The sequence below is a fragment of the Rhodococcus sp. RD6.2 genome, assembly GCF_001040705.1.
GTDB lineage: Bacteria > Actinomycetota > Actinomycetes > Mycobacteriales > Mycobacteriaceae > Rhodococcus_G.
In genome coordinates this window covers 134,809-151,013 of sequence record NZ_CVQP01000007.1, presented here as the reverse complement: position 1 = coordinate 151,013, position 16,205 = coordinate 134,809, and the positions used below count along the sequence as shown (strand labels likewise).

General features: G+C 69.1%; 20 protein-coding genes. 6 read left to right on the top strand and 14 right to left on the bottom strand.

From position 1 onward, the window contains the following. Positions 1–4: 4 nt before the first annotated feature. The gene (locus RHCRD62_RS14355) at positions 5–961 is read right to left on the bottom strand and encodes a helix-turn-helix transcriptional regulator (protein WP_050065411.1); all 957 of its coding nucleotides are present in this window, start codon (positions 959–961) and stop codon (positions 5–7) included. Positions 962–1,025: 64 nt separating this feature from the next. Here RHCRD62_RS14355 and RHCRD62_RS14350 point away from each other — a divergent pair, with 64 nt between their 5' ends. Both RHCRD62_RS14350 and RHCRD62_RS14345 read left to right on the top strand, forming a co-directional pair. Beyond that, positions 1,026–1,490, top strand: coding sequence for a pyridoxamine 5'-phosphate oxidase family protein (locus tag RHCRD62_RS14350; protein ID WP_050065410.1), 465 nt, complete (start codon positions 1,026–1,028; stop codon positions 1,488–1,490). Then, positions 1,487–2,407, top strand: a complete 921-nt coding sequence (locus RHCRD62_RS14345) for an SDR family oxidoreductase (protein WP_050065409.1) — start codon at positions 1,487–1,489, stop codon at positions 2,405–2,407. The genes RHCRD62_RS14350 and RHCRD62_RS14345 overlap by 4 nt, the downstream gene beginning before the upstream one ends. Before the next feature lie 4 nt (positions 2,408–2,411). Here the strand turns inward: RHCRD62_RS14345 and RHCRD62_RS14340 are convergent, their stop codons facing one another. Next, positions 2,412–3,341: a cation diffusion facilitator family transporter gene (locus tag RHCRD62_RS14340; RefSeq protein WP_050065408.1), complete on the bottom strand. Its 930-nt coding sequence runs from the start codon at positions 3,339–3,341 to the stop codon at positions 2,412–2,414. A 136-nt stretch (positions 3,342–3,477) separates the two neighbouring features. Between RHCRD62_RS14340 and RHCRD62_RS14335 the strand changes: the two genes are divergently transcribed. Continuing rightward, positions 3,478–4,617 carry a serine hydrolase domain-containing protein gene (locus RHCRD62_RS14335; protein ID WP_050065407.1) on the top strand — a complete coding sequence of 380 codons (1,140 nt, stop codon included), beginning with the start codon at positions 3,478–3,480 and terminating at the stop codon, positions 4,615–4,617. Between the two features lie 59 nt (positions 4,618–4,676). On the opposite strand, the gene RHCRD62_RS14330 is transcribed toward RHCRD62_RS14335, so the two are convergent. Both RHCRD62_RS14330 and RHCRD62_RS14325 read right to left on the bottom strand, forming a co-directional pair. After that, a complete protein-coding gene (locus RHCRD62_RS14330; RefSeq protein WP_050065810.1) occupies positions 4,677–5,768 on the bottom strand; it encodes an FUSC family protein in 1,092 nt (363 codons plus the stop codon). 37 nt (positions 5,769–5,805) lie between these two features. Next, positions 5,806–6,222: a DUF3151 domain-containing protein gene (locus RHCRD62_RS14325; RefSeq protein ID WP_050065406.1), complete on the bottom strand. Its 417-nt coding sequence runs from the start codon at positions 6,220–6,222 to the stop codon at positions 5,806–5,808. Between the two features lie 62 nt (positions 6,223–6,284). Here RHCRD62_RS14325 and RHCRD62_RS25890 point away from each other — a divergent pair, with 62 nt between their 5' ends. Continuing rightward, positions 6,285–6,899 (top strand): Rv0361 family membrane protein, encoded by a 615-nt coding sequence (locus RHCRD62_RS25890; protein ID WP_157050934.1) that lies wholly within the window; start codon positions 6,285–6,287, stop codon positions 6,897–6,899. 18 nt (positions 6,900–6,917) lie between these two features. Here the strand turns inward: RHCRD62_RS25890 and RHCRD62_RS14315 are convergent, their stop codons facing one another. Then, the gene (locus RHCRD62_RS14315; RefSeq protein ID WP_050065404.1) at positions 6,918–7,754 is read right to left on the bottom strand and encodes an NAD(P)H-binding protein; all 837 of its coding nucleotides are present in this window, start codon (positions 7,752–7,754) and stop codon (positions 6,918–6,920) included. Positions 7,755–7,856: 102 nt separating this feature from the next. Next, positions 7,857–8,894, bottom strand: a complete 1,038-nt coding sequence (gene fbaA / locus RHCRD62_RS14310) for a class II fructose-bisphosphate aldolase (protein ID WP_050065403.1) — start codon at positions 8,892–8,894, stop codon at positions 7,857–7,859. 152 nt (positions 8,895–9,046) lie between these two features. Between fbaA and RHCRD62_RS14305 the strand changes: the two genes are divergently transcribed. Further along, positions 9,047–9,790: a VTT domain-containing protein gene (locus RHCRD62_RS14305; RefSeq protein ID WP_172671067.1), complete on the top strand. Its 744-nt coding sequence runs from the start codon at positions 9,047–9,049 to the stop codon at positions 9,788–9,790. A gap of 3 nt (positions 9,791–9,793) precedes the next feature. Continuing rightward, complete coding sequence (locus tag RHCRD62_RS14300; RefSeq protein WP_050065402.1) at positions 9,794–10,444, top strand: DedA family protein; 651 nt, start codon at positions 9,794–9,796, stop codon at positions 10,442–10,444. Here the strand turns inward: RHCRD62_RS14300 and RHCRD62_RS14295 are convergent. From RHCRD62_RS14295 to RHCRD62_RS14265, 8 genes are all read right to left on the bottom strand, one after another. Next, on the bottom strand, positions 10,429–11,172 hold the full coding sequence (locus RHCRD62_RS14295) for a TipAS antibiotic-recognition domain-containing protein (protein WP_157050933.1): 744 nt from the start codon (positions 11,170–11,172) through the stop codon (positions 10,429–10,431). The two genes, RHCRD62_RS14300 and RHCRD62_RS14295, sit on opposite strands and share 16 nt — an antisense overlap. Then, positions 11,165–11,653, bottom strand: a complete 489-nt coding sequence (locus tag RHCRD62_RS14290) for a DUF6194 family protein (protein WP_050065401.1) — start codon at positions 11,651–11,653, stop codon at positions 11,165–11,167. The genes RHCRD62_RS14295 and RHCRD62_RS14290 overlap by 8 nt, the downstream gene beginning before the upstream one ends. 42 nt (positions 11,654–11,695) lie before the next feature. After that, positions 11,696–12,853, bottom strand: coding sequence for a glycoside hydrolase family 76 protein (locus RHCRD62_RS14285; protein WP_050065400.1), 1,158 nt, complete (start codon positions 12,851–12,853; stop codon positions 11,696–11,698). A gap of 34 nt (positions 12,854–12,887) precedes the next feature. After that, a complete protein-coding gene (locus RHCRD62_RS14280; RefSeq protein WP_050065399.1) occupies positions 12,888–13,589 on the bottom strand; it encodes a TrmH family RNA methyltransferase in 702 nt (233 codons plus the stop codon). A 104-nt stretch (positions 13,590–13,693) separates the two neighbouring features. Further along, positions 13,694–13,828: a hypothetical protein gene (locus RHCRD62_RS26620; protein ID WP_301280723.1), complete on the bottom strand. Its 135-nt coding sequence runs from the start codon at positions 13,826–13,828 to the stop codon at positions 13,694–13,696. Positions 13,829–14,009: 181 nt separating this feature from the next. After that, positions 14,010–14,591, bottom strand: a complete 582-nt coding sequence (locus RHCRD62_RS25500) for a hypothetical protein (protein ID WP_253277325.1) — start codon at positions 14,589–14,591, stop codon at positions 14,010–14,012. A gap of 80 nt (positions 14,592–14,671) precedes the next feature. Continuing rightward, on the bottom strand, positions 14,672–15,457 hold the full coding sequence (locus tag RHCRD62_RS14270; protein ID WP_050065397.1) for an SDR family oxidoreductase: 786 nt from the start codon (positions 15,455–15,457) through the stop codon (positions 14,672–14,674). Further along, entirely contained in the window at positions 15,454–16,134 is a 681-nt protein-coding gene (locus tag RHCRD62_RS14265; RefSeq protein ID WP_050065396.1) for a lysoplasmalogenase family protein, read from the bottom strand. Before RHCRD62_RS14265 ends, RHCRD62_RS14270 begins: the two co-directional genes overlap by 4 nt. Positions 16,135–16,205: the final 71 nt, after the last annotated feature.

Sequence of the window (16,205 nt, the reverse complement as noted above, 5' to 3'; positions counted from 1 at the left end):
CCGGTCAGCAGTTGTTCGCCACCATCCTTTGCGCAATCTCGCGTAGACCTGCTCGCACCGACGCGGGCGCCACCACCTCGACGCCATCGCCGAGCGCGGTCAACTGATGCACCGCAACGGCTTCCGATTCGAGGGCGAGGTCGACCTCCACCCAGCCGTCGCCGTCCGGCGGCCCCGGTGTCACGCGGGCGGCTTCGACCCCGACGACGGCGGGAAGCGCGCGCCACGCGGCGGGAGCGAGTCGCACCCGGCACGGGCACCGCAGCAGGGACCGGTCGAACTCGGCGGTCGACTCGGTCCACCACGACGCCAGGTCGAAGTCGGCGGGCCGCTCGGCGGGGGCGTCGAGGTGCTCGGCAGAGTCGATCCGCGTCACGCGGTAGGACAGAACGCGACCCCGGTGCGCGGCGACGAGGTACCAGGTCCCGGCCTTCGCGACGAGACCGTACGGGTCGACGGTTCGGGTGACGGTGCCTTCCCCGCGCCGGTAGTCGACACACAGCCGTCTCCCCTCCAGGACAGCCCGCGCGACGGTGGCGAGGTGCGGTGCGCGCGTGGGGCTGTCGAACCAGCCGGGGGCGTCGACGTGAATCCTGCTGCGCCACATCTGCGCTCCCGCACGAAGGGGCAGGGGCATGGCCCCGAGGAGTTTGGCCTCGGCAGCGGCCGTCTCCTCCCCCAGGCCGAGGTCGTCCGCGAGCCCGGGGATGCCGAGCAGCATGAGCGCGGACGTTTCGAGTGCCGTCATGCCGCTGAGCTTGGACTGCCAGCCGTCGAGCAGACGGATTCCGCCGCCCGGCCCAGATTCGGTGTAGAGCGGGACGCCCGCCGCCTGCAGCGCCGCGACGTCCCGGTAGACGGTGCGGACGGACACTCCGAGCTGGTCGGCGAGGCGACCCGCGGTGCTGCCCGCACTGCCCTGCAGTCGCAGCATCAGGTCGAGCAATCGGCTGGATCGCATACCGGACAGAGTAGTGACAATCCCTGACAGGAGATGTCAGGGATACGGGCGCAGACTGGAATCCATGACGACCTGGCAGCAGTTCACCGACGAAGCCCCCGACCTTGCCGATGCCGTCCGCGCACGCCTCACGGCGCACAAGCACCACGTCCTCGCGACCCTGCGGGCGGACGGCTCACCGCGGGTCAGCGGCACCGAGGTCGAGACGTTCCTCGGCGAGCTCGTGCTCGGCTCCATGCCGAACGCCCGCAAGGTCCTGGACCTGCGACGGGACCCGCGCTACTCGCTGCACTCGAATCCCGGACACCACACGATGGACGGCGGAGACGCCAAGATCTCGGGGCGCGCCCGTGAACTGCTCGGCGCCGAGAAGCGGGCGATCCGCGACTGCTACCCGGACGATCCGGGCGGCGACGCCCAGTTCTTCGCACTCGACATCGAGTCGGTGGTGCTGACCACCGTGTCGGCAAACAAACTGCACGTCGACCTGTGGCGGCCGGGCGCCGGTGTCGTCAGGAGGAGCCGATGAGCACACCCGATCTGACCGGGAAGGTGGCGCTGGTCGCGGGCGCGACACGCGGCGCGGGGCGGGCGATCGCCGTCGAACTGGCACGGGCGGGCGCATACGTCTACGCGACGGGGCGCAGCAGTCGCGCGGGCAGGTCCGAGATCGACAGGCCCGAAACCATCGAGGAGACAGGTGAACTCATCGCCGCGACGGGCGGCGACGGCGTCGCGCTGCGCGTCGACCACCTGGAGCCCGACGAGGTGCGCGCCCTCGTCGAGCGGATCGATGCCGACCACGGGCGTCTCGACGTTCTCGTCAACGACATCTTCGGCGGTGATCGGTACGCGCAGTTCGGCACGACCCTGTGGGAGCACGACCTCGACGGCGGGCTGCGGATGCTGCGGATGGGCATCGACACCCACGCGATCACGAGTCATTTCGCGCTGCCGCTGCTGATCCGCAGGCCAGGCGGGTTGGTCGTCGAGATGACCGACGGGACAGCCGACTACAACGTCGCCTACCGGCACCACGTGGGTTTCTACTACGACCTCGTGAAGGCCGCGGTGCAGCGGATGACCACCGCGCAGGCCTACGAACTGGCGCCGCACGGTGGCGCGGCGGTCGCGCTGACGCCGGGCTGGTTGCGGTCGGAGAACATGCTCGACGCGTTCGGCGTCACGGAGGACACCTGGCGCGACGCGCTGGACCGGGTGCCGCACTTCGCGATCTCGGAGACGCCGACGTTCGTCGGCCGGGCGGTTGCGGCGCTGGCCGCCGACCCCGATGCGGGTGAGTTCAGCGGCACCGTCGTCTCGAGCGGGCAGTTGGCGCAGCGGTACGGCTTCACCGATGTGGACGGATCGCGGCCCGACTGCTGGCGCTATCTCGTCGAGGTGGCCGACCGCGACCTGCCTGCGAACACCGACGGCTATCGCTGACCCGTCACCAGGTCAGGTTCTCCTCGCAGTGCGCGCCGTCCGCGCTGGATTCGACCTGGACGGTCGCGTGCCCGAGTCCGTGCGCGTCGAGCACCGTCTTCGCGGCCCGCAGCACGGCCTGGGTGTCGGTGTCGGTGGTCAGGTGCACGGTCGCGACGTCCATGCCGGTGGTCAGCGTCCAGACGTGCAGGTCGTGCAGGTCGGTGACCCCGGGCAGCGCGAGCAGATCGGCGCGGACGCCCTCGATGTCGACGTTCGCCGGTGATGCCTGGGTGAGGATGCGCAGCGACGCGGCGGCGAGCTTGACCGCCCGCGGCACCACCCACAGGGAGATCGCGACGCCGACGACGACGTCGGCCCAGGTCCAGTTGAACGCGAGAACGAGGGCGCCGGCGATGAGCACACCGACGCTACCGACGGCGTCGGCGAGGACTTCGAGGTAGGCGCCGCGGACGGCGAGCGAATCCTTGGAGTCGCCGCGGAGCATGAGCATGACGACGAGGTTCGCGGCGAGACCTGCGGCGGCGGTGAGCATCAGCGGAAGGCCGGGGATCTCGGGGCTGTCCCCGATGCGCCCGATCGCCTCGTACATCACCCAGGCGGCGACGGCGAGAAGCAGGACGGCGTTGGCCATCGCGGTGAGCACCTCGGCGCGATGCCAGCCGAAGGTGCGGGCGGCGGCGGTCGAACCCTGGCGGGCGAGGAGGAGCGCGGCCAGGCCCATGCTCATACCGACGACGTCGGTGACCATGTGCCCCGCGTCGGCGAGCAGGGCGAGCGACCCGATGGCGAGGCCGACCACGACCTCGAGGACGAGGAAGCCCAGGAGGATCGCGAGCGCGAACACCATGCGGCGGATGCGCTGCGTGCTCGGCCCGGCTGCGCCGGGCTCGACCCCGACCTGCCCGTGCGAATGTCCGTGTCCGACGCCCATCACCACTCCCTTGGTTCACTCGCGGCCATCATATGCATACATTCGCATATATAGAAACCCCAGCCCGCCCATTCACAGTTGAAGTCAACTTCAACTAAGGTGACCTGACTCACACCACTCGTCTCGAAGGGCCACCATGACCGACATCTCGGGTACCTGCGACGCACGCTTCGACGGACTGCGCGAGGCGCTGCGCCGCAACCTCGACACGGGCGAGGACCTCGGCGCGTCCCTGGCCGTCACGGTGGACGGTTCCCCCGTCGTCGACATCTGGGGCGGCTGGTCCGACACCGAACGGACCACACCCTGGCAGCGCGACACGATCACCAACGTGTGGTCGTGCAGCAAGACCGTCACCGCACTGGCGGTGCTGATCCTGATCGACCGCGGTCGCATCGACCCCTACGCGTTGGTGTCGAAGTACTGGCCCGAGTTCGCGGCAAACGGCAAGGACACCGTCGAGGTCCGGCATCTGCTGTCCCACACCTCCGGGGTGCCCGGCTGGCAGGAACCCATCGCGCCCCACGAGATCTACGACATGACCCTCGCCTGCTCCCGGCTCGCCGAACAGGCGCCGTGGTGGGAACCCGGCACCGCGTCCGGCTACCAGGCGATCAACCACGGCCACCTGCTCGGCGAACTCGTCCGGCGCGTCGACGGACGCGACCTGCAGCAGTTCGTCGCCGACGAGATCACTGGCCCACTCGGCGCCGACTTCCGGTACGGCGTCGACCGCGCCGACTACGGGCGCGTCTCGAACGTCGTTCCCCCGCCGCCGCTCCCCATCGACTTCGCATCCCTCGACCCCGACTCGATCCTCGTCAAGACGTTCGGCAACCCTCCCGCCAACGCCACCATCGCCTGGACCGACGAATGGCGAGGCGCGGTGATCGGCGCCGCGAACGGCCACTCCAACGCCCGCGCCCTGGCCCGCATCCAGTCCGTGATCGCGTGCGGCGGCGAGGTCGACGGGGTGCGACTGCTGTCCCCCGACACCGTCGAGTTGATCTTCGAGAAGCAGTCCGACGGCGTGGACGTCGTTCTCGGTGTACCGGTCCGATTCGGCATGGGATTCGGTCTGCCCACCCCCGAATCCGTGGCCTTCATCCCCGAGGGCCGGATCTGCTTCTGGGGTGGCTGGGGTGGCTCGCAGATCATCATCGACACCGAGCGCCGCGCGACCATCGCCTACACGATGAACCGGATGGGTGCCGGTTTCCTCGGCTCCCCGCGTTCCGCCGAATACGTGGCCGCCGCGTACGCCGCACTCGACTGAACCGTGAGTCCTTCCGGTCCACTCGGGGGCCACCAGGACCCACGGGCGGGCGGAACCGCCTACTCCGGCGGGTAGGCGGGGTTCGGCACCGTCGGGGGCAGGGTCGCGATCGCCGAGATCCGGCTCAGCCCCGCCACCTGCAGCAGGTCCACGATCAGCGACCGAATCTGCGCGAACACCACGGTTGCCGAAATACCCGCGTTCTCGACCAGTTCGGCCTTCGCGCCCACCGCTACCGAACGCAGCACCCGCGCCGCCTCCGCGCGGTCGGGCTGCTGGCCCGGGTCGGCGAGGACGACACCGCGCAGCACGTCCACCGCGTGCGCGAGCTTCTCCACCTCGTCGACCAGCCGGGGGTCGAGAATCTCGTCGTCCCGGACCAACGTCAGCGACCGTCTCGCCAACACGCGGATGTTGCGCATCGCGTTGTCGAGGGGGTCCGCCGCGGCGGCGAGCCGGTCGAACCGATCCCGCGACCCCCAGTACAGCGGCGACAACCGGCTGATCTCGCGACCACCACTCAGGCTCGACCGCAGCCCCTCGATCGCGGACTGCGACGCCCGAGCCTTGCGCAGCGCCGCCTCGATCGGTTTCGGATCGTTCGCCACGAGCCCGTCCGCGACCAGTTGCAGCACCTCGGACGCGGCGCCGAGGATGTCGGCAGCGGTCTTGCGGGCGCGCAGCACCGGATGCACGGGGACGAGTGTGACGACGAGGAAACCGACCACCCCACCGATCAGGGCGTCGAGCATCCGGTCCGGACCGCCGCCCTGCTGCGGCGGAATCAGGGTCGCGACCAGGACCGCGGACGTCCCCGCCTGCATGGAGATGATCGGGCCGCCGTCGAGGAAGATCGCCGTCGTCATCGCCAACGCGACGGCGAGTGTGATCTGCCAGGCGCCGGTACCGATCAGCGAGATCAGGGTGTCGCCGATGCCGATTCCGACGGTGACACCGACGATCAGCTCGACCGAGCGACGGACCCGCGCACCGAGCGAGAGCCCGAGGGACACCACCGCCGCGATCGGGGCGAAGAACGGATCATGGTGATGGAACACGTCGTTGGCGACGAACCATGCAAGGCCCGCCGCCAACGCGCACTGCAGTACCGGGAACGCGGACGCCCGCACCCGGACAGTCGACGCCCGCAGTCGCTCTCGCGCGCGACTGCGTGAGTAGGGACGGAACCTATTCGACGCCAAGCGCTTCGGCGGCGCGCGGATCGCAGTCCTCGAGCAGGTCCAGGCAGCGGGCGTGCTCGTCGTTCTCACCGATGGCCTGCGAGGCACGTGCCAGCACGGCCACGCACCGCAGGAATCCACGGTTGGGTTCGTGGCTGTAGGGGACGGGCCCGAAGCCCTTCCATCCGTTGCGACGCAGCTGGTCGAGTCCGCGGTGGTAGCCGGTACGAGCGTAGGCGTAGGCGGTGATCGTCTCGCCGCTCTCGAGCGCAGCTTCCGCCAGGTAGGCCCACGCGATCGACGCCGTCGGATGGTCGGCGGCCACCTGCTTGGGGTCGGCCTTGTTCAGCAGTTCGGACTCGGCGTCGTCATCGCCGGGCAGGAGGGTGGGCTGGGGGCCGAGCAGATCACCGAAGGAGGTCATTCGTCCATTGTGCGCGCCGCGCATCCCCGACGATCCCCCGACACCCCCGTAGGCTGCTGGCCGTGGACAACAGCGAATCGGACGCGACGCCGTCGTCGCCGGCAGCCGTACCCCCGCCGCCCGCCGCGCCGTCCGAGGCACCGACGGTCGCCATCCCGCACGCGGCGCGGGCAACCCCTACCCGTGTCGGGCCCGGGACGCCTCCCCCACCCGGCGTGGCACCGACGCCGACCCGTATCCCCGACCCTGCCCCACGCGGGCGGCGACGCTGGCCACTGGTCCTCGCGGCCGTGGTTCTGCTCGCTGTGGTCGCGACGGGCATCGCGCTTCTCGCGAGCCGAGTAGGCGGCAACTCCACCGAGGACGACGTCCGCGGCGCCATCAACGGATTCGTCGACGCCGTGGACCGCGGCGACCTCGCGACCCTGCGGGCCGGTACCTGCGGCGAACTCGGCGCCTACTACCAACAGGTGTCCGATGCCGATTTCGCCGACGTGTACAAGTCGGCGAACTCGGACCGTGCGGTCCCGATCATCGACAGCATCGACGCCGTCGCCGTCACCGACGGCACCGCCCTCGCGCAGGTCACCGTGCACACGGCGAACGATCCGGCGGCGACGTCGGTGCGCTCGTTCGCACTGGAGCAGCAGGACGGCGTGTGGAAGGTGTGCAGCTAGGGCGTGTCTCCTGACGCCCTACAGTTCGGCGAGCGGCGGAAACACGTCACCGATCCCGACGGGGTCGCGGTGCAGGACATGTCGGACGTCCCTCGTGACCCGCGCGAGGTCCCCATTCGCGATCGCCGCGTAGGAGCTGACCCAGCCGTCGACCTCCCACCGCTGCGCGCCGAGGTCCGAGCGGGACGCGTACGCCTCGTCGAGCGTTTCGCGGTGGTACCGGATCGGGCGTCCCAGCGCTGCGGTCAACGCGTCCGCGACATCGGTCAGCGACAGCGCCGCCGGACCGGTGAGGTCCAGTGTCCGGTCGTCGTGACGGGCCGAGCCGAGCACCGCGGCAGCGACCTCCACGACGTCGGCCCGCGCGACCATCGCGGCACGCCCGTGGCCGGCGGGCCCACGGATGACGTCGTCGGCGCCGACCATGCCGGGCATGAGGTCGAGGTACAGGTTGTCGCGGAGGAACGTGAACGTCAGCCCGGTGTCGCGGACGGCCTGTTCGGTGTGCCAGTGGTCGCGCCCGAAGGTGAACGTGCAGTCGGGTGCGGCGCCGACGAAGGAGAGGTACACGATCCGCCGGACCCCGGCGTCCGCGGCGGCCCGCACGGCGGCGCGATGCAGGTCGACGCGGTGCTCGGTTTCGGTCGCCGAGACCATGAAGAAGGTGTCGACGCCGCGCAGCGCGTCCGTCAACCCGGCGTCACCGAATCCGGCCTGCACGGCGGTCGCGTGCGGCAGGTCGGGTAGTCGGGACGGGTCGCGGGAGAGCAGGCGCAGGTCGGTGCCCGCCTCGGAGAGCAGGCGAGCCACTCCCCCGCCGATGAATCCGCTTGCCCCAGACACCGCGACGGTCATGCGACAAGCCTAAGGCGGGAAAGCACGAGAGTGCAGTGCCCGTCGCGCCATTCGGCGAACGCGACGGGAACTGCACTGTCGGCGAGAACCGTGGCGGGAGGACTATCCGGCGGAAACCGACCGGCCGGCGGACTTGAGGTCGTTGCAGGCCTCGACGACGCGAGCGGTCATGCCCGCCTCGGCCTTCTTGAGGTAGCTGCGCGGGTCGTAGACCTTCTTGTTGCCGACCTCGCCGTCGATCTTCAGCACGCCGTCGTAGTTGCTGAAGAAGTGTCCGGCGATCGGACGCGAGAACGCGTACTGGGTGTCGGTGTCGACGTTCATCTTCACGACGCCGTAGCGCAGCGAGTCCTCGATCTCCGACTTCAGCGAGCCCGAGCCGCCGTGGAAGACGAAGTCGAACGGCTGCGAACCGGCAGGGAGGCCGAGCTTGGCAACGGCCGCCTCCTGGCCCTCCTTGAGAACCTCCGGCTTGAGGACTACGTTGCCCGGCTTGTAGACGCCGTGGACGTTGCCGAACGTGGCCGCAAGCAGGTACTTGCCGTTCTCACCGACGCCGAGGGCGTCGATGGTCTTCTCGAAGTCCTCACGCGAGGTGTACAGCTTGTCGTTGATCTCGGCCTCGACGCCGTCCTCTTCGCCGCCGACGACGCCGATCTCGACCTCGAGGATGATGTTCGCTGCCTTCGACAGCTTGAGGAGTTCCTGCGCGATCTGCAGGTTCTCGTCGATCGGCACGGCCGACCCGTCCCACATGTGCGACTGGAACAGCGGGTTCAGACCCTGGTTGACGCGCTCCTGCGAGATGGCCAGCAGCGGGCGGACGAATCCGTCCAGCTTGTCCTTCGGGCAGTGGTCGGTGTGCAGCGCGATGGTGACGTCGTACTTCGCGGCGATGACGTGCGCGAACTCGGCGAGCGCGACGGAGCCCGTCACCATGTCCTTGACGCCGAGGCCCGAACCGAACTCGGCGCCACCGGTGGAGAACTGGATGATGCCGTCGCTGCCCGCGTCCGCGAACCCCTTGATGGCCGCGTTGATCGTCTCGGACGAGGTGCAGTTGATGGCGGGAAAGGCGAAGGAGTGTTCCTTGGCCCGTCCGAGCATCTCGGCATAGACCTCGGGAGTTGCGATGGGCACGGCGGCTGACCTCCACGTCGACGAATTCATTCGGGTGCGCTCGGCCGGTCGGGCCGGCAGCGTCGTCCTAGCAGTATGGCAACTGCCGGGCACGCCGTCTCCTGCAAGTCCGAGATCGGGCGATACGGGCGCTGCCCCGCATCGACGGTACTGTGGTCCGCGTGATTGTGCAGGCAGCCGCTGACCTCGTGACCGCAGGCCAGGACTCCGTGACGAATCTGGCACTTCTGCCGGGATTCCTGGACCCGGTCAACCTCCTCAACTCGTTCGGCACCTGGGTGCTGGTCGGTCTGCTGTTGGTGGTGTTCATCGAGTCGGGTCTGCTGTTCCCGCTCCTGCCCGGCGACTCCCTGCTGTTCACCGCGGGCCTGATCGCAGCGTCGAAGTCCACCGAGGTCGAGCCGTTCGCCCCCCTGTGGGTCCTGCTGGTGACCATTCCGATCGCCGCGTTCCTCGGCGACCAGGTCGGCTACTGGATCGGCGCGAAGGGCGGCGCCGCACTGTTCAAGTCGAACGACGCGAAGTTCTTCAAGAAGAGCTACATCGACGAGTCGCATGCGTTCTTCGAGAAGCACGGTCCGATCACCATCTTCCTGGCCCGCTTCGTTCCGATCGTGCGCACCTTCGCGCCGCTGGTCGCCGGCGCGTCGAAGATGAAGTACACGGTGTTCCTCACCTACAACATCCTCGGCGCGGTCGTGTGGGGCGCGGGCGTCACGCTGCTCGGATTCCTGCTCGGCCAGATCGAGTTCATCCGCGACAACGTCGACGCGATCTTCCTGCTCATCGTGTTCGTCTCGGTCATCCCGATCATGGTCGAGATCGTCAAGCGCTACACGGCGTCCCGTAAGAGCAAGCCAGCCGCCGACAACCCCGCGGACGAGTACACGCCGTAATCGATGGCGTTCGCAGCCCCCGACCTGGGGCACTTCGCGACCGTCGGCCCTGTGCTCGTGTGGGTCCTGGTCGTCACATTCGTGTTCCTCGAGTGCGCGTTCGTCATCGGACTGTTCCTGCCCGGTGACTCGATGCTGCTGACCGCGGGCATCGTCCTGGCCGGTCATTCGGCGGGCAGCACCCATGTGTGGACGCTGTCGGCGGCCGCTGCTGCTGCCGCGATCGCCGGGAACCAGGTCGGCTATGTGCTCGGGCATCGCAGCGGTCACCACCTCGTCGCCCGCCGCAACGGCCGCTACGTCAACACCCAGAATCTGCACAAGGTCAACGCCCTGCTCGACCGGAACGGATTCTGGGCTGTCCTGATCGCCCGCTGGATTCCGTGGGTGCGGACCCTCTGCCCGCTCGTCGCGGGCGCGGCGCGGATGAACCACCGCACCTACACGATCGCGAGCACCCTCGGCGCGCTCGCCTGGGCGCCGGTCCTGCTGCTGCTCGGTTTCTATGCGGGCGAGTTCCTCGAACGGGTGCCGTGGCTGATGCCCGCGGTCCTGGGGGTGCTGGTGGTCGGACTCGTCGTCGGCACCGCCGTCGGTGTGGCGCAGTACCGGCAGGAACTCGCGAAACCGGCCGAGGACTACGAGGTGGAGTGACGACGCGCGACGTTCGCGACGACAGCGTCGTGGACGTACTGCGCGAATCCCGGGGCGACGGCATCCCAGGTCGCGGCGGCCGCCGGATCCGCCAGATACTGGTCTGCGATCTCGACGTGACGCTGCGGGCCGCACTCGAAGAACCATCGCTCGAGGTGCTGCCGATGCTGCTCCGCGGCGTCCGTCGCCGAGTCCGATCCGACGGGTGCCTGCGCCGCGATGGCATCCGCGAAGAGCCCGATGACGGCGTCCGCCTCCGCTTTGATCGCTCGCCACTCCTGCTCCCCGTACACCGCCGTCACCCGCCACTGCGCGCTCGTTCCCTCGGCCTCGGCGAGCAGGTCCGCGAACCGGTCCGTCCCGAAGATCTCCCGCTGCTGGGCCGGCGACAGCGCGATGCCCAGTTCCAGCGCCTCCACCTCGCGGTCCAGTTGGGCGAGCATGTCGGACGTGCGGGCCTGCCGCTGCCTCAGCAACCGGTGCTGGCGTCGCAGATGCGTCCCGGGATCGGGGTCGTCGAGCAGTGCCGCGATCCGGTCGAGGGGAAAGTCGAGCGCGCGGTAGTAGAGGATGCGCCGCAGTCGCGCGAGGTCGTCGTCGCAGTAGCGGCGGTGCCCCGCCGCGGTACGGGAGTTCGGGACCAGCACGCCGATCTCGTCGTAGTGATGCAGCGTCCGAATCGAGATTCCCGACATGGCCGCGACCTCGCCGACGGAGTAGTCAGCCACGACGGCGGCTCCACGCCAGCGCCTCGGCGAGCAGCGACGTCACCAGGTCACCGGTCCTCGGACCCGGATTGACGATCGACACCCACGCCTGCGGCGCGTACACGGGATGCGGGAGCACCCGGTCCGCTTCGCGGTAGTCGTGCTCGTCGCGGCGGGACGAACTCGACTCCGGGCCGTACCCGACGAGGTCGCGGAACCGGTCGCGTCCGACATGGATGTTGACCCGGTACACGCCGAGGCGGTCGAGGTCCGATGCGGTGTCGAATCCGGGGTAGTCGCTGACCACGATCGTCGCGAACGGGATCCCGGCGCCCGCAGATGCCGCGGCAGCGGAAGCGCCGGCGTCGTAGACGAACATGTCACCCCACGCGGACTCAGGGGCCCCGGACTCCGCATCTGCGACGAGAATCCGTACCCCGTCCATCGCGGCGACCCTGGTCGTCATCTCGTCGAGTGTCCAGGAGCGCGGTAGGTCGGTCATGTCAGCCACGCTAGAACCTCACGCTACGTGAGGTGCAAGTCGTCAGACGTGACGCGGACGGGTCGCCTTCCGTTCGAGTGTGCCCGCCGCGACGTGGGCGGCCTCCATCAGCATCCAGCCACCGAGCTGCACCGAGAAGTCCCGCTCGGCGATGTCGGACGCGTGCACGGTTCCGCCTGAGAACGCGGCGATGCCGTCACCCAAACCGGGCAGGCGGGCCGGGCTCGCCCAGTCGCAGCCGAACAGGGGCTGACCTTCCACCTGCAACCGGTTCTCCCAGGCCGACTCGGCGGAGCCGAGAACGATCTGCGCGGCGACCGTCCTCGCACGCTGGTCGGCGTCCTCACTCCCTGGCAGCGACGCGGCAACGTGCGCGAGGTAGCGGGCCAGGATGCCGTTGAACAGTCCCCCGTCTCCACCCCCACCTCCGACGATCACCCCGTCGACGGTCAGGTGCTTGTCGACGGCATCGACGAGGGCATGGACCCGCAGTCGGTGCCGAGGCTCGTCGAGACTGCGGGCGAGTTCCGTCTCCGCGCCGAGCACCACGCCCTGGCAGTAGCTGTAGACGGCGCGGTCGAGGATGCCTGCGGGCACCGGCTTCCCCGGAGGAAAGCGGATGCCGTCGAGGATCAGCCCGGTAGCCGGATCCTTGAGAGCGAGGTCGATCCAGTCGGTCATCGCCTGGGCGCGCAGCAGGCGCCCGGTGCGGGCGAGCAGGATCGCGGCTGGCCCGTTCGCGGGGGCGTTGTAGAAGTCGGACCGGGTTCGCCACGGGATTCCACCGCCGGATTCCGGCGCCCAGGCATCCCACAGCTGGGCTTCGAGGTCACCGATCGGACGACGGAAGTCCAGATGCTGCAGCCGCTGCGCCCGCTCCAACGAGATCCCGAGCCAGGCCATGTCGTCGTAATAGTTGTTGGTCCACCCGGTCACGTTCCGGATTCGGTGGGCCCGGGCGATTTTCGTGATCCTGCGCCGACGGCGCGGGGTGGGTTCTCGGTCGGCGGCGTCGACGACGCAGTCCAGCAGATGCGCCTGCCACCAGTAGTGCCAGGAGAAGAACATCCGCTCACGACGGACCGGGGGCCACGCGACGACCGCCATCGATGTGCCGGGCAGCGCCCACAATCGTCGGAGGTGCCGGGTGACCACAGCGGCTTCCGCCGCATCCGCCCGCCCCGACCACTGGTGCTGCATGACAACCGATCTTGCCCACTCGTGTCACAAATCGCTACCAACTACGGCCGAGATCGGCGTGTTGCCGGACCCAGGCGTGCATGGCGATGCCTGCGGCCACCCCGGCGTTGATGCTTCTGGTGGAACCGAACTGCGCAATCGACACGGTCATCACCGCGGACTGCTTGGCGTGGTCGCTGACGCCGGGACCCTCCTGCCCGAACAGCAGGATGCACTCGCGAGGCAGGCTCGCCGTCTCCAGTGGAACCGACCCGGGAACGTTGTCGACGGCGACGACTGCCAGGTTCTCGACGGCCGCGTACTCGAACAGTTCCTCGGCGGTCGGGTGGTGCACGATGTGCTGGTAGCGGTCGGTGACCATTGCTCCGCGCCGATTCCAGCGGCGGCGACCCACGATGTGCACGGCCGCCGCGGCGAACGCATTTGCGGAGCGGACGACGGTGCCGATGTTGGCGTCGTGCCCGAAGTTCTCGATCGCGACGTGGAACGGATGCCTGCGGGAGTCGATGTCCGCGACGATCGCCTCGCGGCTCCAGTACCGGTAGGCGTCGACGACGTTGCGGCGGTCACCGCCTGCGAGCAACTCGGGGTCGTACCGCGGATCGTCGGCCGGCTCGCCCGGATGCTCGAGGGTCCACGGACCGACTCCGTGCGGATGCTCACCCCACTCGGTGGGGCCGGCCTCGTGGTCCTCGCCGGGGCCTGGCTCGTTGCCGCTGGGACCGCTCGCACTCATGAGGTCATTGTTCCGCTCGCTGCGAACGCCGAGCGAAGGGACCCCGGATACACCTGTGGGCGGGTACCGCAGATGCGGTACCCGCCCACAGGCGAGGGGTATGACTAGCTGCCGCTGGCGAGCTTTTCGACGGAGCCGCCGAACTCAACGACACCAACGAGGGCGTCGCCGACGCCGGTGAGAAGGTTGCCGAAGTCGCCGAGGGCGGTGAGCAGCTCGATGGCCTGATCGAAGTCCATGGTGTTCCTTTTCGTCGAGCGCAGCTGGCGGGCCGCACTGGGCTTGTGATCGGAGTCGACATCACAATTCGATGACAACAACGGTGATGACCGTACGTACCGACCAAGGTCTGCTTCAAGCGCTACAGCAGTGAGTTGGCTCACATAAGCACATGCGCAACCTGTTGTTAACCAGGACTTTTCAAAAAATTTCGTTAAAATCTTCGCCTATCGCGAAGCCATGACCATTCGAGTCGTTAAGGCATCTTGCGCCGGCCGCCTCCGATGTGCATGTGAACCCGAACGAGGACACGGACTCCCCGACCGGCAACTCCGGATCACTGTCACCAGACGTGTAGACGACACCGCCGGCGCACAGGAATTCCGCAGGTCCGGCACTGGTGACGCGGATGCCCGTTCCCCACGCGATCATGCAGTTCTCCGGACGCGGCGGGATCGGCGTCGTCGGTCCCTGACAGCCCGCTTCGACGCGGGTCGCCAATTCGATGATGCCGCACTGGAACTCGCCGTTCAGTGCCGTGAAGTACACGGCTTCGTTACGCCGATACGTCGTGGTCGGTGCCGCGCTGGTCGTGGTCGGGGTGGCGCTCGAAGTGGTGGTCGTCGGAGGCGCCGTGGTCGTCGTGACCGGTACCGACGACGCGGCGGTGGTCGTCGTGATGCTCGCCGCCTCTGGCGTCTCGGCCCCTCCGCAGCCCGTCACCGCCATTGCGGTCACAACCGCACCCAGCCCGATCACCGTTCGACGAAAAACCACCGGCACTCCTTCTTCCTCGCAAAGAACCCGTTAGACCCTACGGGCCGCGACGAGAGTGACGGAACCCACGTCGCGAACCCTGGTCGTTACATACGGGTGAGGCGGGAGTTGATCGCGCGGCTCAGCCAGGCGGGTGCGAACCGCGACGCGAGCATCATCGCCCGCGCCTGGCGGCCGACGGGATAGTGCACCGTCGGCAGGCGCCGGCCCTTCCGCACCGCCGACACGATCTCGTCCGCGACGTCGTCGGCGGTCAACCGGACACCGAGCGAGGCGACGGCCCCCGTGTGCATCCCCTCGACCATCGCGGTCTGCACGAACAGCGGCCAGACGGCGAGGACCCTGATCCCCACCGCCCGCCATTCCAGTTCGAGTGCCTCGGTGAGTCCGCGGACCGCGAACTTGGTCGCGCTGTACGTGGCGAGGTCGGGTTGGCCGTAGATCGCCGACGCCGAGCACAGGTTCACCAGCACCGATCCCGGGTTCGCGGCCAGATGCGGGTACGCGGCGATGCAGCCGTTGACCACGCCGCCGACGTTGACGTCGATCATCGCGCGATGCCGGGCCGGGTCGGTCTGCGCGAACGGCCCCGACGCCAGCACCCCGGCGTTGTTGACCAGCACGTCCAGCCGTCCGCCCGAAGCCGCGACGAACTCGGCGAGACGCTCGCGCCACTGCCCCGCGGCGGTGACGTCGAGGACCCCGGTGTGCACGGTTCCGCCCGCACCCCGGATCGCGTCCGCGAGCGACGCCAACCCGGCCTCGTCGACGTCGAACGCCCCGACCGACCAGCCGTCGCGGGCGAACCGCAAGGCCGTCGCACGCCCGATACCCGCGGCAGCTCCCGTGATCGCGACGGCGCGCACCGTCATTCGGTCATGCCCTCCACGAGCAGAGCCTGGGCGGCGGCGTAGCTCGCGAGGATGGCGGCCTCCGCGACCCGCCGACCCGCGTGCCCGCGGACGAACAGTCGCCGAACCACGATCATCGCGTCCGATCCGGTGAACAGGATTCCGCCGAGCGCGAGCCTGCTCCGCGGATCGGCGTTCGGCACGGCCGTGCCCGCGACCACCCGGGCGCCCGGTGCGAGCGCGGGATCGGCCGACAGTGTCGACGTCGTCGCGAGCACCGCGCCGTAGGCAGTAAGCGTCGGTGCCACGGACTTTGCCCGAGCCCGCAGCAGGCCGGCGGCACCGAGCCAGCCGAGTACACGCGGGACCAGCGCGGGCGCGGTCGGGCGCGCGCCGCGGCGCGCGAGGACGGCCGAGTACCCGAGTTGCATCACCGCGAACGACCGCGCGCCTGCCTTCAAGCGGGCGTCGTCGTCGGGGTCGATCATGAACACGTCACCGACCGTGGCGGCGGCCAGCGACCCGAGCAGCAGTCCGGTGTCGAGGCGGTCGATGTTCCCGCGTCGCCGCAGCACCCGTGCCGCCAGGGCCGGGCCGATCAGCGGCTTCGCGGCCAACTGCAACTTCTCGTTCTCGGTGACGGCGCCGACGACGGTCGCCGCGGTCGCGCCAAGGAACACGACGTGCTCGAGTTTCATGCCCACCTCCGGTTGCGGATATCTCCGCATGACGGTAGCCGCCTCCCCTGGCCATATCCTCGAACCACCGG